16 protein-coding genes and 1 pseudogene are annotated in these 23,567 nt (G+C 39.4%); 7 read left to right on the forward strand and 10 right to left on the reverse strand.

Annotation, left to right across the window (positions count from 1 at the left end; translation table 11 throughout):
* Positions 1-85: 85 nt before the first annotated feature.
* The 4 genes from ACOWPH_RS19755 to recR all read left to right on the forward strand — a co-directional run bounded on the left by ACOWPH_RS19755 (position 86) and on the right by recR (position 5,650).
* Positions 86-436 carry a histidine triad nucleotide-binding protein gene (locus ACOWPH_RS19755; RefSeq protein WP_015217095.1) on the forward strand — a complete coding sequence of 117 codons (351 nt, stop codon included), beginning with the start codon at positions 86-88 and terminating at the stop codon, positions 434-436.
* Between the two features lie 214 nt (positions 437-650).
* Complete coding sequence (psbA, locus tag ACOWPH_RS19760) at positions 651-1,733, forward strand: photosystem II q(b) protein (RefSeq protein WP_015213182.1); 1,083 nt, start codon at positions 651-653, stop codon at positions 1,731-1,733.
* A gap of 353 nt (positions 1,734-2,086) precedes the next feature.
* Positions 2,087-4,288 (forward strand): HAD-IIB family hydrolase, encoded by a 2,202-nt coding sequence (locus tag ACOWPH_RS19765; RefSeq protein ID WP_015217096.1) that lies wholly within the window; start codon positions 2,087-2,089, stop codon positions 4,286-4,288.
* Positions 4,289-5,092: 804 nt separating this feature from the next.
* Positions 5,093-5,650 carry a recombination mediator RecR gene (gene recR, locus ACOWPH_RS19770; RefSeq protein WP_199327442.1) on the forward strand — a complete coding sequence of 186 codons (558 nt, stop codon included), beginning with the start codon at positions 5,093-5,095 and terminating at the stop codon, positions 5,648-5,650.
* 325 nt (positions 5,651-5,975) lie between these two features.
* Here recR and ACOWPH_RS19775 read toward each other — a convergent pair whose 3' ends face one another.
* Both ACOWPH_RS19775 and ACOWPH_RS19780 read right to left on the reverse strand, forming a co-directional pair.
* Positions 5,976-7,319 (reverse strand): O-antigen ligase family protein, encoded by a 1,344-nt coding sequence (locus tag ACOWPH_RS19775; protein ID WP_015217098.1) that lies wholly within the window; start codon positions 7,317-7,319, stop codon positions 5,976-5,978.
* The gene (locus ACOWPH_RS19780; protein WP_015217099.1) at positions 7,301-8,143 is read right to left on the reverse strand and encodes a YaaW family protein; all 843 of its coding nucleotides are present in this window, start codon (positions 8,141-8,143) and stop codon (positions 7,301-7,303) included. The genes ACOWPH_RS19775 and ACOWPH_RS19780 overlap by 19 nt, the downstream gene beginning before the upstream one ends.
* 491 nt (positions 8,144-8,634) lie before the next feature.
* On the opposite strand from ACOWPH_RS19780, the gene ACOWPH_RS19785 reads away from it, so the two are divergent.
* On the forward strand, positions 8,635-9,339 hold the full coding sequence (locus ACOWPH_RS19785; RefSeq protein WP_015217100.1) for a methyltransferase domain-containing protein: 705 nt from the start codon (positions 8,635-8,637) through the stop codon (positions 9,337-9,339).
* On the opposite strand, the gene ACOWPH_RS19790 is transcribed toward ACOWPH_RS19785, so the two are convergent.
* From ACOWPH_RS19790 to ACOWPH_RS19820, 7 genes are read right to left on the reverse strand one after another with little or no spacing between them, the layout of a single operon-like run.
* Positions 9,340-10,629, reverse strand: coding sequence for an ABC transporter substrate-binding protein (locus ACOWPH_RS19790; RefSeq protein WP_015217101.1), 1,290 nt, complete (start codon positions 10,627-10,629; stop codon positions 9,340-9,342).
* Positions 10,630-10,638: 9 nt separating this feature from the next.
* Complete coding sequence (locus ACOWPH_RS19795; RefSeq protein WP_015217102.1) at positions 10,639-11,301, reverse strand: glycosyltransferase family 2 protein; 663 nt, start codon at positions 11,299-11,301, stop codon at positions 10,639-10,641.
* Positions 11,302-11,323: 22 nt separating this feature from the next.
* Positions 11,324-12,439, reverse strand: a complete 1,116-nt coding sequence (locus ACOWPH_RS19800) for a class I SAM-dependent methyltransferase (RefSeq protein WP_042466196.1) — start codon at positions 12,437-12,439, stop codon at positions 11,324-11,326.
* A 59-nt stretch (positions 12,440-12,498) separates the two neighbouring features.
* Positions 12,499-13,461: a beta-1,6-N-acetylglucosaminyltransferase gene (locus tag ACOWPH_RS19805; protein WP_081593720.1), complete on the reverse strand. Its 963-nt coding sequence runs from the start codon at positions 13,459-13,461 to the stop codon at positions 12,499-12,501.
* The gene (locus ACOWPH_RS19810; RefSeq protein ID WP_015217105.1) at positions 13,427-14,350 is read right to left on the reverse strand and encodes a S66 peptidase family protein; all 924 of its coding nucleotides are present in this window, start codon (positions 14,348-14,350) and stop codon (positions 13,427-13,429) included. The genes ACOWPH_RS19805 and ACOWPH_RS19810 overlap by 35 nt, the downstream gene beginning before the upstream one ends.
* A 49-nt stretch (positions 14,351-14,399) precedes the next feature.
* Complete coding sequence (locus ACOWPH_RS19815) at positions 14,400-15,557, reverse strand: peptidoglycan-binding protein (protein ID WP_015217106.1); 1,158 nt, start codon at positions 15,555-15,557, stop codon at positions 14,400-14,402.
* Between the two features lie 24 nt (positions 15,558-15,581).
* A complete protein-coding gene (locus ACOWPH_RS19820; RefSeq protein ID WP_015217107.1) occupies positions 15,582-16,655 on the reverse strand; it encodes a DMT family transporter in 1,074 nt (357 codons plus the stop codon).
* A gap of 198 nt (positions 16,656-16,853) precedes the next feature.
* Between ACOWPH_RS19820 and ACOWPH_RS19825 the strand changes: the two genes are divergently transcribed.
* Together ACOWPH_RS19825 and ACOWPH_RS19830 are read left to right on the forward strand one after the other, a co-directional pair.
* Positions 16,854-17,861, forward strand: coding sequence for a DNA-methyltransferase (locus tag ACOWPH_RS19825; RefSeq protein ID WP_015217108.1), 1,008 nt, complete (start codon positions 16,854-16,856; stop codon positions 17,859-17,861).
* 247 nt (positions 17,862-18,108) lie between these two features.
* Positions 18,109-18,741: pseudogene (locus ACOWPH_RS19830) on the forward strand (IS701 family transposase); the annotation flags it as partial.
* A gap of 271 nt (positions 18,742-19,012) precedes the next feature.
* On the opposite strand, the gene ACOWPH_RS19835 reads toward ACOWPH_RS19830, so the two are convergent.
* Positions 19,013-23,491 (reverse strand): beta strand repeat-containing protein, encoded by a 4,479-nt coding sequence (locus tag ACOWPH_RS19835; protein ID WP_150111052.1) that lies wholly within the window; start codon positions 23,489-23,491, stop codon positions 19,013-19,015.
* Between the last annotated feature and the right edge of the window lie 76 nt (positions 23,492-23,567).

The raw sequence follows: 23,567 nt of genomic DNA on the forward strand, positions 1-23,567 counted from the left end.
GAGTAAAGCATCCAATTCATTAAAGTAAGACCATGGGATGACTAGCATCGTCTAAAATCTCTAGAAGATGAATAGGCAACACTGCATGAGTAACACCACAGACACCATTTTTAGCAAAATTATCCGTAAAGAAGTTCCCGCAAATATCGTTTATGAGGATGACTTAGCTTTAGCCTTCACAGATGTTAACCCCCAAGCACCAGTTCACATCCTCGTCATTCCCAAAAAACCCATAGTTAACCTCGCAACAGCCGAACCAGAAGATCAAGCTTTATTAGGACATCTTTTATTAACAGTCCAGAAAGTCGCAGCACAAGCCGGACTAGAAAACGGTTATCGCGTAGTTATGAATACTGGTGTTGATGGCGGTCAAACAGTCTATCACCTACATATACATATACTAGGCCGTCGCCCTATGTCCTGGCCTCCTGGTTGATTTTCACATCTGCAAATCAACTATAAATCTTGTGGTGTAGGCATCCTGCCCGCACCAATCATTACTGTAAATCTAAATACATTAGTAAAACCTATAATTGATATAACCAATACTTATTTTATTTATCTTTACAAAACGCAACTAAGGCTTTAATGTTGGATACAGGTAGGCAAAACCACCTATCAACATCATAAAAAAATAAAGCACTCATAAAATGACCACAACCATTCAACAGCGTTCAACCGCTAACGTCTGGGATCGCTTCTGCGAGTGGATCACCAGCACCGAAAACCGTATCTACATCGGTTGGTTCGGCGTTTTGATGATTCCTACCCTGTTAGCTGCTACCACCTGCTTCATCATCGCATTCATCGCTGCGCCTCCCGTTGACATCGACGGTATCCGTGAGCCAGTTGCAGGTTCTTTAATCTACGGAAACAACATCATCTCCGGTGCAGTTGTTCCTTCCTCCAACGCTATTGGTTTGCACTTCTACCCAATCTGGGAAGCAGCTTCCTTAGATGAGTGGTTGTACAACGGCGGTCCTTACCAATTGGTAATTTTCCACTTCTTGATCGGTTGCGCTTGCTACTTAGGTCGTCAGTGGGAATTGTCTTACCGCTTAGGTATGCGTCCTTGGATCTGTGTAGCTTACTCCGCGCCTTTGGCATCTGCTACCGCAGTATTCTTGATCTACCCAATTGGTCAAGGTTCATTCTCTGACGGTATGCCTTTAGGTATCTCTGGAACCTTCAACTTCATGATCGTGTTCCAAGCTGAACACAACATCTTGATGCACCCCTTCCATATGTTGGGAGTAGCTGGTGTATTCGGTGGTTCCTTGTTCTCTGCAATGCACGGTTCTTTGGTAACTTCCTCCTTGGTTCGTGAAACAACCGAAACCGAATCACAAAACTACGGTTACAAATTCGGTCAAGAAGAAGAAACCTACAACATCGTTGCAGCACACGGTTACTTCGGTCGCTTGATTTTCCAATACGCTTCCTTCAACAACAGCCGTTCACTTCACTTCTTCTTAGCTGCTTGGCCAGTAATCGGAATCTGGTTCACAGCTTTGGGTGTCAGCACAATGGCTTTCAACTTGAACGGTTTCAACTTCAACCAATCAATCATTGATTCTCAAGGTCGTGTAATTGGTACATGGGCTGACGTAATCAACCGCGCTAACTTGGGTATGGAAGTAATGCACGAGCGTAACGCTCACAACTTCCCCTTAGATTTGGCTGCTGGTGATGTTGCTCCTGTTGCTTTAACTGCACCTGCAATCAACGGTTAATAACTAAGATTTAGTTAAACAAAAAACACTCTCCTTAAGGGGGGTGTTTTTTGTTTGTGATGTAATTTTGATTAAGACTATACTCTCAGATACTTTTTCCGCAGTTGCACTGCCTATTTATTTAACTATTATACCAAGCGTGTTAATATACTAATGTAGCTATCAAGGTTGAGCCATGATTAGTTACGAGTTTAAAACCCTAAGAGTTACTCATTTTATGTTCATACTTCACAAGGGTGTAAAACTGCTCAACCTGTCTGGATTATGGACGTTTCGCCTATAACAGTCAAGTCCATTTGGTATAAAAAGGCTGGATACAGCCTGCTATACAGTCAATTATGGAGGAAGACAAGATGTCAAACAGCCAAGGGTTGTACATTTTGCTGGTTAGTGTTCACGGTTTAATTAGAGGTCATAATCTAGAATTAGGAAGAGATGCCGACACTGGTGGACAAACAAAATATGCAGTCGAACTTGCCACCACATTAGCCAAAAATCCTCAAGTAGAAAGAGTGGATTTAGTTACTCGGTTGGTGAATGATCCAAAAGTTAGTCCTGACTATGCTCAACCAATAGAAATTCTCTCAGATAAAGCTCAGATCATTCGTCTTGCTTGCGGGCCACGTCGCTATCTCCGCAAAGAAGTTCTCTGGCAGCATTTAGATACCTTTGCAGATGAATTGCTCAGACACATTCGTAAAGTTGGCAGAATACCAAATGTAATTCATACACACTACGCTGATGCAGGATATGTTGGCAGTCGGGTTGCAGGTTGGTTAGGAACACCTCTTGTACATACTGGTCACTCCCTGGGACGGGTTAAACAGCAAAAATTATTGGAACAGGGAACTAAACAGGAAGTGATTGAAGATCATTTTCATATTAGTACAAGAATTGAAGCAGAAGAAATTACACTTGGTGGTGCAGCTTTAGTTATAGCCAGCACTAATCAAGAAGTTGAGCAGCAGTATAGTGTGTACGATCGCTATCAACCAGAAAGAATGGTGGTGATTCCTCCTGGTGTAGACTTGGATCGATTTTACCTACCTGGAGATGATTGGCACAATCCACCGATTCAAAAAGAATTGGATCGATTTCTCAAAGATCCGCAAAAGCCAATCATCATGGCAATTTCCCGTCCAGCTATTCGTAAAAACGTCAGTAGTCTGATTAAGGCTTATGGTGAAGATCCTGAGTTGCGGAAACTGGCAAACCTAGTCATAGTCCTGGGCAAGCGGGACGACATCATGACGATGGAATCGGGGCCACGTCAGGTATTTATAGAGATATTGCAATTAATAGATCGCTACGACCTCTACGGTCACATTGCTTATCCTAAACACCATAATGCTGACGATGTGCCAGATTTATATCGGCTGACAGCTAGAACACAAGGGGTATTCATTAATCCTGCCTTGACAGAACCATTTGGACTTACCTTAATTGAAGCGAGTGCTTGCGGTGTACCTATTATTGCCACTGCTGACGGTGGCCCACGGGATATTTTGGCAGCTTGTGAGAATGGATTGCTAATTGATCCCTTAAATATTCAAGAAATACAAAATGCTCTCCGCAAAGCCTTAACAGATAAGGAACAATGGCAAAACTGGTCTAGCAATGGTTTAGTTAATGTTCGCAAATATTTCTCCTGGAATAGTCATGTAGAGAAATATTTAGAGAAAATACACCTATTTCCCCAACGACGAATTCAATCTCTACTTAGTCCTTTGCCGGCATCTCCTGCGACTGATCATCCAGAGTGGAATGTGCCAGATACCAACCGTTTACCTACCGCTGATCGTTTCCTAGTTTGTGAAATTGATAATACGCTGCTGGGTGACAAAGAAGCCCTAGAAAAATTGATTCAGCGCATTCGTAACGAAGGACATACAACTGGGGTTGGTATTGCCACAGGTCGCACTCTAGAAAGTACTTTGAGTATGTTGGAAGAATGGCGATTCCCGATGCCAGATTTGTTAATTACATCAGCAGGTAGTGAAATTTACTACGGGCCGCAGATAGTTACAGATACAAGTTGGCAAAAACACATTGGTTACCAATGGCAAGCTGAAGCAATTCGGGCAGCAATGAAGAATATTCCCGGTGTAGAATTGCAACCAGAAGAAGCTCAACGCAAGTTTAAGGTTAGCTATTTTGTTGATGAAGCTAAAGCGCCTAACTTCCGAGAAATTATCCGCCATTTGCGTCGTCATCAACTACCTGTAAAAGGGATTTACAGCCACAATATGTATTTGGATTTAGTTCCTATCCGGGCTTCTAAGGGCGATGCAATTCGCTATGTGGCTTTGAAATGGGGTTTACCTGTTCAACGTTTCCTGGTAGCAGGGGCATCAGGTAATGATGAAACCATGCTTGGTGGTAACACTTTAGGGGTTGTGGTGGGGAATTACAGCCAAGAAATTGAAAAGCTGCGGGGTTATCCACAGATTTATTTTGCTCAAGGTAATTATGCCTGGGGTATTTTGGAAGCCTTGGATTATTACGACTTTTTTGGTAATCTGTCTCAAAAACAGCCAGAAATGGTGACGGTTTAGGTTGCGATCGCACTAAGTGATTTGTGAATAATCAGATCTCCGACTTCTTTTTTTAAACTTGTCAAGAAATTATGAATTGATGCCAGAAGTCGGGGATTTTAGATTTTGCAAGCGGGAACATTTTTAACATTTTGGGATTGACATTTTCAGTAAAATTATCTATTTTAATGTGATATGTTCAAATTTATCGACGCACCTCGCCCGAACCTTGAAAACCGCATAACTTCGTTAAGGTGTGTCGATGGCTTACACCACAAGGTTTTCAGGCTACAATTTCGACCATTTCTGAAACTTTTTTTTCCATTTTCAAGAGGTGTGTCGATTAGGGTATCTCAAACCCTTGCTATGTAAGGTTTCCAGAAGTGAACTCTTTACAAACCCACTTCCCCGCAAGGGGATGGAAACGTCCATTCTTCTTCAGTTTCTTTAGCAGAATCAACTATCTTTACAAACCCACTTCCCCGCAAGGGGATGGAAACATACAGTGGTATTCAGGTTACCACTGACCTGCTTTACAAACCCACTTCCCCGCAAGGGGATGGAAACTTTCATTAACCCAACCATTTCACCACATTGTTGTTCTGACTTTACAAACCCACTTCCCCGCAAGGGGATGGAAACACATCCAATACCCTAATTGCTGATCAAATCGCTTTTTTCATCCTGTTAATCCTTTAATCCTGGACATCCTGATTCAGACAGTTTCTCCAAAACTCCCCAAAAATGTCATTATAGTAAAGGTAAAAACGCACTGGAGACAAAGCCACGGTTTACGCACGCCCTTTAGCCCGGTTAATTGAGCAACTGCAACGCCTTCCCGGAGTTGGCCCCAAATCTGCCCAGCGTCTAGCGTTGCATATTTTGAAACGTCCAGAGACAGAAGTAGAAGCCTTAGCACAGGCCATGATTGATGCAAAAAAACAAATAGGTTTGTGTCAAGTCTGCTATCACCTCTCATCTGAACCTGTATGTGAAATTTGTCGCAACCCCAACCGAGATAATAAAATTATCTGTGTAGTTGCAGATTCCCGTGATGTAATTGCACTAGAAAAAACCCGCGAATATAAAGGCAAGTATCACGTTTTAGGTGGGGTAATTTCCCCAATGGACGGTATTGGCCCGGAACAGTTGACAGTCCAACCTTTAGTGCGGAGAGTTAGTCAACAAAAGCCGCAAGAAGTAATTATGGCAATTAGTCCCAGTGTGGAAGGGGAAACAACAACATTATATATAGGTCAGCTACTCAAACCATTTACCAAAGTCACTCGTATTGCCTTTGGTCTACCGGTGGGTGGTGATTTAGAATATGCTGATGAGGTGACACTGGCTAGAGCTTTAGAAGGTCGGCGAGAATTAGATTAGATATCTAGGGTTTGCTGTTCGCGTAGCGTGCCGTTAGGCGTAACAGTTATCTATGAGGGCAGGGAATAGGGAACAGTTTTAGCCATTTTCATATCCTCAGTTTCCCAGATTCGACCAGAAAAATGCACCTGTTTTGAGACACCATCAGCCAAAACCTTGCACTTTATTGTGATAAAAATTCACGAAACCCTTATCAATAAATTACTAGACATAACAATCCTCAATATACTTCGCAAGGCCAAAATTTGAGCTTTTGCATTGGATCATCTTTTTTGTGGAGTTCTCCGATTAACTCACAAAAATTATTAACTGAACAGTATTGGTTTTACTCCGAACTCCGAACTCCGAACTCCGAACTCCGAACTCCTGCTAATTGATATATTACTCCACAGAGGGCGGCTAAAAATACCCAAAATAGAGTACTTAAGCGGATATCAAAAGTTGTGACATCGACAGTATTAAATAATATCCAGCCGATAAAGGTGATGATATAACTAAAGAAAATTAATCTGTTTTCTAGTTGTATATATTTTGAATTCCACAAAAGTTGCATGGCTGCAATTAAAATCCAAGCGAGTAAACTACAAAATAATAAAGTAGTAATCAAACCTGTTTCCGCAGATAACATGAGAAATAAATTGTGGGGATGATTGATATCAATTTGCATTTCAGCTTTGTAGAGTCCGCTAAAACTGCGTAAACCTGAACCAGTCAAAGGATGTTGTTGAGTTAAATTCCAGGCAAATTCCCACTGGGTTTTTCGCATCATGGCTACTGGTCTGTCGGGATACATATCATCATTGACACGGGCCCAGATAAAATAGGGAACAAAACGACGGAAAAATTGTGCGATCGCTAAAGGTGCAAAAGCTGCTAAAAGAATACTAGTGGCCATACTCAGGAAACCAGCCACGAGAAGTCGCCAACCTTGATAGAAAGAATAAGCTACACAGGCAAAAACGGCTATTAACCACCCATTCCGCGAGTTAGTTAAAACTAAAGCCATAAAATTGGCAAACACAGCCACCGTTAAGAAGATAATGGGACGATAAGAGACTTTTAAGGGCGGATTTTTGACTTTGAGTTTTTGATAATTTTCTAGCCATAACCCTAAACCCAAAATGAAGATAGTCACCAAATAAGCGGCTAAGGTATTAGCGTGCATTAGCACAGAAGACATACGGCCTAATGGTACTCCACCAGGGGAAATTGTGATATCTAAGAGAACCCACAAAAACTGTAAATTGAAAGTCCAGCCAAAAAATAATTGCCCAAAACCGATCATCACCACAGGTAAAGAACCAAATACCATAATCCAAGAGATTTGCCGTAATTGGGCAGCTGTTTGAATCAGGGCAGTTAATCCCGCAAACACGAAAAAATAGGGTAATAAGTTAAATAACCCCAGGAAAGCTTCCATTTGGTGAGAAGCAAACCCGGTAGTTATCAACAACAATAAACTTAAAACTGCAAATCCTCGGTGCAGGGGACGACGGCTAATTGTGCGGTATTGTTTAGCCCACGTTATTAATGCGGCCAAAGATATAGTTACAGCCCCCAAAAAGGGATTGAGAGGAAAGACAAGCAACCCAAATTGAAGACAGTTCCAAGCGGGTTGCAAACTAGAGTTGGGATGGTAAAAAGCCTTGTTCAAGCTGGCTCCCAACATTCTGCACGGGTGAGACGAATTTGCGCTAGGGTGAAGATAGTCGGAATAATGCGACCGTAATTAGTAGCGATCGCTCTCCAACCCAAATCCGCTAAAAACCAACCCCACATCATCGGTCCAATCAAGGCAAACATACTGCGAACCGCACCATAACGGGCAGCACTCATCGTCATCCCTCGTTGTGCCATTTTTACAGTTACATAGCTTTGGAACTGTTTGCTTGCCACCTGTGTGCCTGTGATTGCTGCTTCCTTAGCAACTTGATAGGTAGCAAAGTGGGTAGCAAATTGACGGGCAATCTGTTTAAGCACAAATGGTTGCAGAACTGAAGTTACAGCCAAAGCACTACCACCTTTGAAAATTAATCCTAAAGGATCTTTTTGTAAATATAGGGGTAATGGTTGTTTAATATCGGATTTCAGCAAGTGGCTTTGTAATCTTTCGGTCAATTTTTGTTTCTCTTGTGCTGGCAGCTTTTTCCACACCTTTCCTAAAAGATGCAAAAAAACTTCTGCTTCTAAATCAACAGTTGCTAAATTGTGATAATAAGAAATTTTCAAATACTTGCATACTTGAATTAAGACTTGTCGATATGTGACTTGACAGGTGTGTCCGCGTAATACAGTCATCCCATCAGCCCCTAGAAAACGAAAACGATCTTCTAGTGCATTTAGCCAAGCTTGACGATCTTGGCTTTGTACTTTAATCGGTTCAGGTGTGTGAACATAATCTAGGGGATTAAACTTGCGACTAAACAGAATAGCTGTTAAGTCTTGCAGTTCTTCTTCGGTAGCTAACTCCAGTACAGTCCTTAATTCATCCAAGTTCCCATTCTCCGATACAAAAATGCTAACAATTGCTGACAATCGACTGCTTTACACTTAAATGCTAACATGGGCAGGGTTGAGTCAAATATAGCCATTCTATTCAGGACTTACACAATTGCTATATTAGTATGGCGCATCAGATGTCGAAAATCTAAAGCTGGGAAGCTAGAAAAAGTATTTAATTTTTAAGGAGATCAAGGCTGAATTTTTGCCTAATTCTTACATACCGATAATTGATGAATTCCCGCTGTTTCCGTGAAATTTTGCGTAATTTCTGGCTAAGTTATAATCTGCTGTATCAATTAGTTAAGCCAGAAAATATGAATAAATTATAGCTATAGCCAAATTAAATCTAGACGTGTTTGAGCTTCTTTGAGTGCTTGTTTAGCAGAAGATTTACCCATTGACATCCTCGATGGAGGGGCATTCGGTGGCTTATGGTAACTTAATCGGTTATTGTATTCGGTGTATGAGTCGAATAAAAACCAATGACTAATGACACTATTGCTTACACTTCAGATTATTTCCAGACCGTAGCTTTTGATACTGATTACCAAACTTTAGCTTTATCTATTGTGGAGATTTATAATCCGAAAACAGTAGTAGAATTTGGTTGTGGGCCTGGTCATCTCAGTAGAGAACTAGCAAAACTAGGGGTACAGGTTACATCTGTTGATGGTTATTCCCAACCTGATTTTGCCGGATTACCAGTAGAATTTTATCCTCTCAACTTGAATGATCCTACAGCGATCGCTAACCTTTTTCAAGATAAACATTTTGATCTAGCTATATCCTTAGAGGTAGCTGAACACTTACAACCAGAAAGTTCACCTATTGTTATAAATTGGTTAACTAAAGTCGCACCAGTGGTCGTATTTTCCGCAGCCGTTCCCAGTCAAGGTGGACACGGACATATTAATTTACACCCTCGTGATTACTGGCACAGTTTATTTACGCAATCTAACTTTGTGATTTGCGATCGCATCCGTGAGAAATTACGCGCTCATTCTAGCGTTGCACCTTGGTATCGCTACAATGTTGTAGATTATGTTCATGTTAACCACCCCCAAGTTCCCCAACTAACTGAAGTTATTCAACGCTTAATTGCCTCTGAATCGGCGGCAGCTACCGCTTATTACGAAGAATCAACAAAGCTTTATCTTCTAGAACAAAAAACCGGAATTTGTAACTAATTAATTACTCTTCCAAATTACTTCTAAACGCTCTTGAGCCTCTTTGAGTGCTTGTTCAGCAGAAGATTTACCTAGTAATGTGGACTCAATTGCTCGACCAAGACTATCCGATAAACGATTGTATCCAGCAATAATTGGTCGAGCGCGTGCCACAGACGTTTGTTCTGCAAAAACTTTTAACCAAGGTTTAGAATTGAGATATTGTTGATAAGCTGGACTTTGAGCAGACTTGAGATTAACAGGTAAAAAACCAGTACCCACAGCCCATTCTGTTTGGAATTCTTCACTTACCACAAATTCTAAAAACTTCAGCGCCGCCTTCTCTCTTTCCGGCTTAGTTTTCATCACATAAAGATTTCCACCACCTATCACTGTCGCTTTCTCAACATTAGTAGGTATGGGAAATAGTTTGTAATCCACTTTAGATTTAGTAATATAAGTCCAAGGTCCAGTTATTTGCATTGCCACACGACCGGCAAGAAAATCATCCTCTTCATAACCCCGTTCTGGACCAGAAAGAATTGCTGAACCATCTTTAATTAAGTCTTCCCAGAATTTTAAAGCTGTAATAGCGCCGGTATTAGTTAAATTGGGATAGCCATTAGTGACTATTTCACCTCCAGCACTTAATAAAAATGGAAACCAACTAAAAACAGTCCATTCTCCCTTTCCTAAAGGTAGTAATATTCCATGTTGTTCTGGTTGCTTGTCACCACTTTTATCTATAGTCAATTTTTTGGCAACTTCCCGCAGTTCTTCCCAAGTTTTCGGCAGTGATTTTATTTCCGCAGCTTCAAAAAGTTTAGGACGATAAAAAATAGCCATATTACTTGTATAAAGAGGAATTGACCACAAGTGACCATCTAATTTTAATTCCTCCAATGTGTTGGGAATAACTTCTGACTTAAATGATAATTGGTCAAACCATTTTTCTAAAGGAACAATTGCTCCCAGTTCTACAAACTGACCTGTAAGTTGAGGATAAAATGACAGAATATCTGGAGCGGCATTACCAACAACAGCCGTTAATATCTTCGGTAATCCTTCTGCATAAACAGACTCTACTTGAATATCACTATGCTTGTGATTAAATTTTTCTACCAGTTTCTCAAAAACATCCCGGTTTGTAGGTGGATTAATTGATTGCCATAGTGTCAGATGAATTACGTTATTATCTTTGTTTAATGTAGTCTGACAACTCGATAAAAATAATAGAGATAAACTGAGAACAATTCCGACAATTAGGTAAAAATAACTTCTAATTTTGGAGAAGGAAATATTAATTTTCATAACAATTACTTAATCTGATGAAGAAATCTTCTCTAAAACACTCTTAGTAATACTTGTTTCTGCCCTTGTGTAAATATAGGTTTCCGGTTTTGTAATTGTTTGGGTTTTGAATATTTTTTCTGCTCGTTCCCAAAAATCTGTATCCTCACCGTAAGCTATATTATCAAATCCCCCTAATTCAAAAAATACTTTACGTTTACCAAAAAATGTGGGACCTAAAACACATTTTTTTAAATTAATGGTTTTCCCCGCTTCATAATAATCAGCTACTAAAATCTCTTCTTTAGAGAAAAATCCACCTTGTAGTAAATCAATTTCAGAATGTGATTTTAGATAATTAAGACGAGATTCTATATGATTAGGTGCATAGGTGTCGTCACTATCTAAAAATGTGATATATGGGCTAAATGAAGCTTGAATACCCACATTTTTAGCATAAGCTAATTTGCGGTTTTTGTGTTTCAAATAACGGATGTTTTGAGTTTTTTGTAAATACAGATTGACAAGTTCAAAAGTATGATCATTACTACCATCATCAACTACTAACAATTCCCAATTTGGAAAAGTTTGATGAATAACACTATCAATACATTGATTTAAATATTTGGCGCGATTGTATGTACATAAAATGATGCTAACTTCTGGTTGGATATCAAAATTAATAGGACTCATGGCAATTTATAGATTGTGAATTTTATTTCTCAGCAACGATACAGGTAGCGACGGGATAATCTGGATGAAATGCATCTAGTTCTTCAGATGTTAGTTCTTCTACAGCAATACCATGATAACTAGCTATGACACTGGTAGGATTACCATAGACATACAACTTTTGCTGAGAGAAGTTTCTAAACATCCATGCAAAGGCATCAGGTAAAGGTCGCCAATAGTCCATTGGTGTAGCATGAAGTCTAATAGCACTGGGAACCATTGCAAAACACTTGCCACCAGGTTTCAGCCAAGTATAGATATTTTCTACTATTTGCCAAGGTGCATAACAATGTTCGAGAACGTTAAAAATTACAATTGAATCAAAGGATTCAGGTTGAATTAAAGATGTATCATGAGCATCACCAACTATATCTATTCCTGGACCTGGTTCTATATTCATAATTTGATAGGATGTACCAGGATTGACTTCATAGAAGTCTTTATCTTTTGGTATTCCTCCTATTTCTAGGATATTCCCAGAAATTTGCGTTTGAATCTCTTCTAGATATTTGCTGAGATAGTATCTATCTACAGGCGTACCTCTGGTTAAACCAAAGGCCTGACAAATAGGAACAGCCTTTTTTAAATCTCCCCAATCTATAGAATTTGTAGCAGGAGATAGCAAACCAAGTTTTTCTAGATGTTCTACTAAATGGCGGAATGCTTCTATATTTTCAATAGATTCAATAGATTCTAAATCATCTTTTAATTGATTATTAAAAAATAATTCTGGCAATACTTGGTAAGTTTCTTGGCTGATGTCACCGAGTTCAAATAACATTTCTTTTTCAATAAAGCTCCGAAAACCTTTACCAAAAATTGTGATTTTGCCATCTGCTAAAAATATTATGGCATTGGGAATTAAATATTGATATTGGTCTAGATCTGCAATTAATTTTTCTGGAACCGAAGCTAATTTAATTTGTTGAAATATTTGGTAGGCTTTTTCTAGACAATGTTCATGAACGAATATTTCCAGTACTGTTAACCACGATTTGGAATTAATAATTTCTGCTGTGCGCTGACTCCAAGCAAAAATTGCATACAGATGAGAATCTTCGATTTTTAAGAAAGCATTGCTTACATAAGTCTTAATCATAGGTTTTTTTCTGATTTTTATTATAAACTGCGATGATTCTGCAATCAAAGCTGACGCTATCATGCTAAGGTAATGGTGTCAAGCTGTTCAAGAATATTGCTATCTACATCTAGGTCAAATTTTCGGGCAAAATGACATGAAGAGGTAAGAAGATTGGGCAAATCTTCCATAACCATTATTTTAGGATGAGCGCCTTGTGTTGACCAGTCTACATAGCGGTAATCATCATTTTTTAAGTTAAGGTGCGGTGCATTAGCCAAGATAGTTTGAAAATATGATTCGTCCGCAAACATTCGATGACGATAGTGTGATGCTAAGGCTGTTTTTTGACTGTGGAAGTTAATAATATACTCTGCTGCTCGCTGGTTAGCAGAAAACCATTGACCTCCAGCAAAGCAGCGAAGTTCCTCGGAAAAGGGAAGAAAGGGTTTAGTTAATAATGGATGTTCCAGACGAATTTTGAGATTTTTTATCAAAGGAACTGAAAATAATTCGTAACTACAATATCGTTGATAGGCTAGTATCTGCCATATCAGACTCATTTTGACATTTTGCTGATAAACTTTATATATAATTTGTTCATGGTGTATATGAGCATCATATTTACTTGAGGTTAAATTGCCTAAGATTTCCTTCGCAGTTTTAATGGGATAATCTGAGCCACTAAGCAATATAAACCAATCAGGAGAATTTGCCGACTCATACATGAGTTTAATTGCCTGTACCGTAGCTTCTACTATGGAAAAATCACCCCATTGGGTTTGTAGATGAGGGCGGACAAAGGAGACATTTTTCGATATAGTATCCACAGACAAATCAGATTTGGAAAAATCATGATGGCAGACAATTCGCGGATAATTGAACATTTTGTTCAAATGAGCTATGAGTCTGTGAATTTGCTGGGGTTTCCTGTGGGTAAGTAAAATGAAACCTATGGATATGGTCATCTTGACTGATAAATATGCATGATTGTTGATGAAGATGTATCTATGGACTGTGATGCAATATTCCTTCTTGTGCATCTAAAGTTACTTCCACCCCTACAGGTAAAGCTGCATTAGGACTATCATGACCAAAGGGTAAATCAGAAACTATGGGAATACCTAAGTCACCTAACCGTTCCCTCAAAACTTCTTCTATACTCAAACTAGGTATATGAGGTGGTGCGTCACACTTGGTAAACCCTCCTAAAGCAATACCACGAACTTTAGATAAAACTCCACTTAATCGCCATTGAGTTAACATCCTATCAATCCGATAGGGTGGTTCTGTCACATCTTCAAACGCCAATATCACACCATCAAGGTTAGGTAAAAGCGGTGTCCCTAAAAGATGGGTAGCAACTGTCAGATTACCAGGAAGTAACACACCTGTCACTGTACCACCACCCCAGCCTTTACCCTTTAATGGTGCGATCGCACGACCTGCTACTATGTCAAATAGCCTCTGTCTTGACCATTCTGGCTCATTGACGAGGGTAGTCATGACAGCACCATGAACACCCGAAATTCCGGCGTTATAGAGACTCCACAACAGGGCTGTGATATCAGAAAAGCCTATCAACCATTTGGGATCTGCTATATTTTGTTGCCAGTTCCAATCTTCTAAAATGCGGGTACTACCAAAACCACCTCTAGCGCAGATAATACCCCGACATTCCGGATCATTCCATGCTGCTGCTAATTGTTGACGACGGTGGGCATCTGTACCGGCAAGATAACCATGTCTATGATCTATGTTAGGGCTAATTTCGACTCGGTAGCCATGGGAAAGGCATCGCCAAATTTCCACACTTTTATTAAAAGCCTCAAATTCTCGCAATGCACCACTAGGGGCAATTACACGCAATAAATCACCAGGTTTCAGGGGTTGAGGTAAGATAGCAGATTTGCACTTTTGGATGTTGGACATTGAGATGGGGGAGATGGGGAAAGGAAAAAATTTGACCAATTACCAATTATCAATTTTGTTCTTCTGTATTCATATCCGTGAAAATTTGTGATTCGGGAATCTTACCCACACGGTTAATTTTCGTAAAAGCATATCGTGCTGTTGCTTGTACTTCTGGATCAGGATCTTCCAATGCGTGGCATAAAACCTGACTCATTTGCCCCATCATGTCATAAATGCGAAGTAAATCACGAATAGCATTTTTCCTGACTTGAGGACTTTCATTTTGCAGAGATATGACTAAAGCACGGTTCAAAGGTTTGAGAGTGCGACTACCAATTTCTGCCAAAGCTGATAAAATTAAACCATATTGTTGAGAATCAGCATCAATCATCAAGTCCACTAGTGGCTTAATAGCCCGCGAATCTCCTTGTTGTCCTAAATTCCAAATAGCCTTACGTCTTTGGTTAGGATCATCAACCCGCAACTCTTTAATCAATTCATCAAAAATATTAAGTTTAGCAACCATAGCACTTGCATTTGGTTGTAATAATTCTATGGAACTTGCTATGGAACTTGATACAGGAGGTGTTTGTGCTGGACTTAAAAAGAATTTAGGATGATCCTGAACGGATGGGCTGAGAAGTTTTTGACTTTCTGATATTGCTGAATATTGGATTTTATCAACCCTTTTGATTAAGTAAACAAATGCACCAACACTTCCTAAAATTCCTGATCCAAGTAGTGACCACCAGATCAAATTTATCTGGCTGGGTGGGGATGTAGTATTAGCTTTAGGAATAGGAGCAGAAACAGGAGCAGTTGTACATTTATTTTGACCTAATAAAGCTGTTTTTAGACTATTTTGAGTGGTTAAATCAGCAATACCATCTTTTCTTTTAAGTACTCCTGCTTTCTGAAATTTAGCTACTGCATTTTGCGTACTGAGTCCATACTGTCCGTCAATCCAGTCATTGTAGTATCCTAATGCCTTCAACTGGACTTGCAGCACCTGCACCTCCGAACCTGTCATACCTGGATTGAGAATAGTTGGTTGGAAAGGTACTAAGTTAGGTCTAGCTGCCATAGATCGATTTGGGTATAAACCCAGGCAGAAACAAGAAATAAAAACCAAGATGAAATGGGGAATAGGCAACTGGAGACATTTGTTTTCCTCTGTTTCCTGTTTGCTGCTGACCTGATTTTCCTGTTTCTTGATCTCCCGCATATTCCTCATCTCCGAAGTAACTTGTTAGGGTGAAGCTTCTGGTTCAGATTCTCTTACAGATGAGGTGAGAGTGGTCAACCTCTTAGTAGTGGATGCTTCTAAAACTAGTTGCTGCTGTGGTATGGCTTTTTCACTGATAGTAACTTTGTTATTTTGACCTGCTAGGGTTTCCCGTTGGTTAATTAAATAAATACTGATTAAAGTTATGAAGACTCCTAACCATTGAATGGTAGTGAGAACTTCCGAGAGGAAAATATGACCAAATATCAACGCAAAAACAGGTGTGAGAAAAGTGAGAGAACTTAAACTAGTCAGATTACCACTTTGAGCAAAGTAGAAAAATAAACCATAAGCGATCGCACTCCCAAATATAGTTGCATAACTTAAAGCTAACCAATCAGATGGTACAAGATTTTGCCACTGTTCAACTTCTACGGTTGCAGAAAGTCCCCACAACGGCAACCCTGCTAAAATCATATGCCATCCTGTAGCCGTGATCGGGTCAGCATACTTACACACATACCTAATCAACACGGTTCCCACAGCCATTGACAAAGCTGCCAATAACATCAACCACTCACCACTAGCAAACAATTGTTGCCAGTTGTCAGTTGTAATTTTTACCCCTGAGTCCAAAATCTGAAAAATCCACTCTTCTGGCAAGCCAATTAAACTAATACCAGCAACTCCCAATCCTAACCCTAAGCATCCCCAAACGCCAATATGTTCTTTAAATAGCCACAGAGACAGCAAAGCCACTGCTAAAGGTTGAGAATCAATCATTACAGAACCTAACCCCGCACTGGTTCTGACTAACCCCTCTGCCAAAAAGCCTTGAAATAACGTACCATCAACAAGGGCAAATATAGCAATCCACAGCCATGCTAACCATCCTTTGGGTTGGGGTCTACCCATAAATGCCGCAGCGATGAGAATTAACACCCCCGCAGGTAATAACCGTAGTCCTGCCATAAACAGAGGTGTTGTATGAGGTATCACCCCTTTCATGGCTACCATTGCCGTACCCCAGAGGAAAAAAGGAGCAATTAACAGTAAGGAAGCTACGAGAGATTTAGATTCTCTAAGTTGCAGTTGCATGGGTTAGCTGTGGTGTTTAGTAAATTAGGTGGAAACATTACTTTACCTAATTTTACAGAAACATTGCTTCTTATGTTCATGTAGCATCTGGAAAAACAGGAATTAATACTCAAAGGTAACAAAACTGACAATGACTTATTTTGAAACCCGAAAGCTGAATTGTGTTTAATCAGCATAGAATAGTATTAAAAATTTGATATGAAACTGAACTGTAAACCTTACTATACAACAAAATTGGGTGCTGCTTACTTGGGAAATAGCCTGGAATTAATGGTAAACATTCCTGATGAAAGCATTGATTTAATTTGCACATCTCCACCTTTTGCGTTGGTGAGAAAAAAAGAATATGGTAATGTTGATGCAGACAAATATATTGAATGGTTTCAAGATTTTGCAGCACACTTTCACCGGATTTTGAAACCGACGGGTTCATTAATTATTGATATTGGTGGTAGTTGGATTAAGGGAATGCCAGTTCGCTCTCTTTATCATTTTGAACTGGTTATTTCCCTATGTAAATCAAAACAAAAAGGTGGATTGGGATTTTATTTAGCGCAGGAATTATATTGGTATAATCCAGCCAAACTCCCCACACCAGCGGAGTGGGTAACAATTCGCAGAGAACGAGTTAAAGATGCAGTAAATACCGTATGGTGGTTGTCAAAAGAACCCCATCCTAAAGCTAATAACAGAAGGGTTTTAAAACCCTATAGCAAGTCGATGAAAAACCTGCTCAAAAATGGTTATCAACCAAAAATTAGACCATCAGGGCATGATATCTCTAATAAGTTTGGCAATGATAGAGGAGGTGCTATTCCTCCCAATATTATTGATGGCAGAGGAAATACAGATCAAGAAGAAATAGGACAACCAACACTTTCACAAGAAATATTTTCAGAAGATTTAATACATTCAGTAAATGTTATTTCTGCCTCAAATACGGCTTCCAATGATTATTATCAAAGACGCTGTAAAGAAACAAATATTAAACCACATCCAGCAAGATTCCCCCACGCATTACCAGAATTTGTGATTAACCTTTGTACCGAACCGGGGGATGTTGTTCTAGATCCTTTTGCTGGTTCTAATATGACAGGTAGAATTGCAGAAACTTTACAAAGGAGTTGGTTAGCTTTTGAAATTGATGAAGACTATATTAAAAGTTCAAAATTACGATTTGAAGAAAATGATTTTTTTGGCTATTGAGGCGCAAATATAGCAAATTAATTATTAAGCCTCATGAAGACAGTATGACTGAGTGATATCTTATACCATCGAAAGCTAAATGAGTGGCACAATTGATCTGGAAACTGTGAAGTAGCAACCTGAATATTACCTGAGTTACAAATATTTAAAATGCTAATTCTCACGACAAATATCATAAGTAATAAAAATATGATTATCCTACTTTGAGTGAGATAATAATAGGTATCTTTTAATAGTTGCTTAGAACGATGGTTTAACCAAGATAGACCATGTTGAAAATATGCTGAAAAACCTTGTATATCAAGAGCTTATTCCATTTAATACTGTTTTAATGAATACGTAGTATGCAGTAAATAATTTAATGCTTTATGTTGAGAGTTTAGATAAAATTTACTATTGTCTTTTGAAGACTAATCGTTTATTTGATGATACTTTCGGCAAAAAAATATAAAAATATTGAATTATTAGAATGGAGTAATGAGGATTTAGAATGTGGTAAAATAATAAAAATCAAAGCGTTCCCGGCTGACAAAAAAGTGAAATTATTCCGGGTTACTATCTCTACCGATAGAACGGATTACGCCGCAACTAACGATTTATCTCAAAGTTATACGGATGTTGTACAACAGGTGTGTGACATCCGTTGGAAAATAGGGGAGTTTCACCGATAAATTAAACAATTTACAGGCATTGAATCATGTCAATGTCGTAAAGCACGTCTTCAAAGAAATTATATTGCATGTGCTATGTTGGTTTGGCTGAGATTAAAAATTTAGCCTATCAAACAGGTCAAACTATTTATAAGATCAAGCATAATTTACTGTCTAATTATCTATTTCAACAATTAAAACGTCCAGAGGTTCATAAGTCTTTGATTTGATTTGATTTGATTTCAATGACTACGTGGCTTCACTCAGTCACGCTGTTATTTTGTGCCAGTTGCGTAAGTCCTGAATCTATCGCAACAATTCTGAAATCTTCCTTAAGATTATTGATAATTTCTATAGCCAGCTTGTACGGCAATAGTATTTGAACTTTGAAAAACCCTAAGTATTTATACTATTTGTAGGGTGCGTTAGGATGAAATCCCTAATGCACCCTAAAACACGTAGTTTTGTTCAAAAATCAAATAGGAATCCGATAGCAGGAAACTAAGCAATCAAAATAAAATCACTGCTACTGAGAGTGATATCAGGATTACTTAAATAAGCAAACTCAAACACTGCTGTTGCATTCAAAACATTACCATTTTGATTATAGAAAATACTGCCAGTTTCTTGACTATAAACAATGCGGGCAGTACTAGGATCTACCAACCCATCATTTGCAACTACTGCAAAATCGGTTAATGCTTGTCCGACCGCATTAGTAATGGCCGTGAATGTAGCTTTACTCAAAGCAATTTTATCTTGTCCAACAGCAAAATCAGTAATCAAATCAACGCCTAAATTAGTGTTAAAAACTCCATTTCCTTGGAAACGATATTCATCAGCACCAACTCCTCCTGTGAGAACATCATCACCATGACCTCCCGATAGGGTATCGTTTCCTGCTAAACCTTGCAGTTGGTCATTTCCATCACCACCAACAAGCAGGTTATTTAATGAATTACCTGTTAGACGATCATTACCGTTACCACCTGTGGTGTTTTCGATGACATTATTCACGGAAAGAACGAGTTTAAGATTACTATTGACAGTCTGTGTAGTAGTTGTACCAAGATTTACTTTGACAGCAGCAGTAGTATCAGTAAAGTCAAGAGTATCAATACCACCTGTTGCTGTTTCTACAACCCTATCTGTCCCTAAAGCGGAATTGGCAACAAAAGCATAAGTATCGTTACCATTTAAACCTGTCAGAATGTTATTAGCACTATTACCTCTGAGGACGTTATCGTTGACGTTACCTTTACCATTAATAGCCGTTGTTCCTATTAAAGTCAGGTTTTCTATACCTGCGGCTAAAGTAGTGGTAGTGGAGGCATTCAGAGTATCAGTAATGGTTGTAATGGCGCTGGCTTTAGTCCCCAAACTGGCATTAGTGGGAGAACTCAGCGTCACAGTAAAGGTTTCATTCGGTTCATTAATGGCATCATTGACAATGGGAATAATAATGGATTGAGTTGTTACCCCTGGGTTAAAGGTTAAAGTTCCTGTTGTGCTGGTATAGTCTGAACCTGCTATAGCTGTACCGTTAGCAGTTGCATAGTTCACCGTAATAGTTTGGGTGCTGGTGTCGGAAAGAGTAACGGTATAAGTGACATTTTGGGGGTTGGTTTGACCTTCGACTATAGTCTGGTCAGCACTGAGGTTAACAGTTATAAATGATGTTTCATCATCATTAGTAATGGTTCCGCTTACCGCAGCAGTTGTACCAATAGTGTAACCTGTACCTGTAGCTAGAGTTAAAGCCACGGTTTCATTAGCTTCAACAGTTGTATCTGCGGTGGGGTCTATTATTAGAGTTGTGGTACTGGAACCAGCTGCAAAGGTGATGGTTTTACCTGTTCCTGGTGTTGCACCTGTGTAGTCGTTGCTGCTTGCTGTTCCACCGATGCTATAGTTGACGACTAAAGCATTGGTAGTACCTCCGCTGCGAGTGAAGGTGTAAATTAGGTTTGCTGTTCCATCTTCCGTGACGCTGGCAGGAGATACAGCTAGGGTAATGCTGGGTAATGCTACATCATCGTTAGTAATAGTTCCCGTTACCGCAGCGGTTGTACCAATGGTGTAACCTGTACCTGTAGCTAGAGTTAAAGCCACGGTTTCATTAGCTTCAACAGTTGTATCTGCGGTGGGGTCTATTATTAGAGTTGCGGTACTGGAACCAGCTGCAAAGGTGATGGTTTTTCCTGTTCCACGTGTTGCACCCGTGTAGTCGGTATTAGCCGCTGTGCCGCCAATGCTATAGTTAACAGTTAAGGCGTTTGTGGTGCTACCTGTGCGGGTGAAGGTGTAAACCAGATTGGCTGCTCCATCTTCGGTAACACTGGCAGGAGATACCGCTAGGGTAATGCTTGGTAATGCTACATCACCAATAGTGATGATTTGATCAGAAAATTGTACTTTTTCGACACCATATAATGTATCTATGCCATCACGATTAGCTACTGAATCGGTAATTGTGAATACTCCTGCATTACTGGTAATTTGATATTGGGAACGAGTACCTGAATAAACTGCTGTATCACTTCCTTCACCCCCATAAAGGCTGTCATTACCTATTCCCCCAAATAACCTATCATCGCCCTGTTCACCGAATAAACGGTCATTGCCATTTTGACCTTGCAGAGTATCATTACCCAAACCACCAAACAAATCATCACGGTTATTAGTTCCTGTGATGGTGTCATTAACAACTGATGTGCTGAGAATATAATCTGTGGCTGCTAGTTGACTGCTACTAAAACCATCGATTTGCATTCTATAATCGCCAGTAGAGTTGTTTTTACGGGTGGTAATGAGAGCATTACCTAGAACATCATCACTGATGAGAGTTAAGAGTGTCTGATAGTCAGCAATACCAATATTTCTCAAATCAATTTTGTCTTGTCCTTTAACAAAATCAGTGACTACATCTAAATCTTGACTATTAGTAAAACCAGTGAAATATTCAAAGACAAATTGATCTTGTCCTGTTCCACCATAGAAGGTATCAGAACCTGTTCCTCCCAGGAATCTATCATCTCCCTGTTCACCAAATAAACGATCATCACCTCCACTACCTTGTAGATTATCGTTACCCAGACCACCAAACAAATCATCACTGTTATTAGTTCCTGTGATGGTGTCATTAACAACTAATGTGCTGAAAATAAAATCTGTGGCTGCTAGTTGACTGCTACTAAAACCATTGATTTTCAGTTTATAGCCATAAATGGGATTAGAAGAGTTGTTGTAGCGGGCAGCAATTACGGCATTACCTAGGGAATCATCACTGATGAGAGTTAAGAGTGTCTGATAGTCAGCAATACCAACAGTTCTGAGGTCAATTTTGTCTTCTCCTTGGACAAAATCAGTGACTACATCTAAGTCTTGGGAAAGAGTAGAACCATTGAAATATTCAAAGATAAATTGATCTAGTCCTGTTCCACCTGTGAGGGTATCAGAACCTGTTCCTCCCAGGAATCTATCATCTCCCTGTTCACCAAATAAACGATCATCACCTCCACTACCTTGTAGAGTATCGTTACCCAGACCACCAAACAAATCATCACTGTTATTAGTTCCTGTGAAATTGTCATTAACAACTAATGTGCTGAAAATAAAATCTGTGGCTGCTAGTTGACTGTTACTAAAACCATTGATTTTCAGTTTATAGCCATAAATGGGATTAGAAGAGTTGTTGTAGCGGGCAGCAATTACGGCATTACCTAGGGAATCATCACTGATGAGAGTTAAGAGTGTCTGATAGTCAGCAATACCAACAGTTCTGAGGTCAATTTTGTCTTGTCCTTGGACAAAATCACTGACTATATCTAGGTCTTGGGCAATACTAGAACCATTGAAATATTCAAAGACAAATGTATCTAGTCCTGTGCCACCATAGAAGTTATCCGAACCTGTTCCTCCCAGAAACCTATCATCTCCCTGTTCACCAAATAAACGGTCATTTCCTCCACTACCTTGTAGAATATCGTTACCCAAACCACCAAACAAATCATCACTGTTGTTGGTTCCTGTGATGGTATCATTAACCACAGATGTGCTGAAAATAAAATCTGTAGCTGCTAGTTGACTGCTACTAAAACCATTGATTCTCAATCTATAACCATAAATGGAACTAGAAGAGTTGTTATAGCGGGCAGCAATGACGGCATTACTTAGAGAATCATCACTGATGAGATATGAGAGTGTCTGATAGTCAGCAATACCAACATTTCTGAGGTCAATTTTGTCTTCTCCCTGCACAAAATCAGTGACTACATCTAAGTCTTGGGCAATACTAGAACCATTGAAATATTCAAAGACAAATTGATCTTGTCCTGTTCCACCTGTGAGGGTATCAGAACCTGTTCCCCCAAATAATTGATCATTTCCACCTTGTCCAGAAAGTGTATCATTACCACCTAAGCCTTGAATGACATCATCATCAGAGGTTCCTGTAATATTGTCACTACCTGATGTTCCGGTGAAATTCTGCTGTTCTACCTGAATAGTTTGCCCATTTACAGTAATGGTTGCTGAATCATCTTCGGCTTGTAAAGCTTGTAAGGTGGCATCATCTAGACTATAACCCTGTACTAACTCAGCAAAAATTGCGCCTTCGTCTCCGGCACTATCCGTCAGATTAATTTGACTATCTACAAAATGTCCAATTTCTTCTAATAAAAGCGCACTAATAGCTGCTGGTGTGGCTGTTGCAACAAAGGTATCTGATAGATAAATCTTATTGGTGCTACTGGCATAAGCCCCATTAGCATTGCCAAGAATGCTGCTATCAAGAATCTCAATTTGCGGAATTTGACTAAAATCACCAGCTTGCCACTGTAAACGAAGAATTTCCGCTATTCTACGGTTGTATTGCGTACCAAAAGCGGTATCAAAAACCTGCCAAAAGCTGTCTAAACTAGAAAATGCGCTCAGTTGATTGTGTGTTAGCGTCAGAGTGGAGCTTAGTAAAGGATTCATTAAGATAGGGCTTGTATGTATTTTCCACATTCTAACCTTGCTTATTTTTTTTATGTATCACAAAACTTTAACCAAA

Source organism: Anabaena sp. PCC 7938 (assembly GCF_049315035.1).
GTDB classification, from domain to species: Bacteria; Cyanobacteriota; Cyanobacteriia; order Cyanobacteriales; family Nostocaceae; genus Anabaena; species Anabaena cylindrica.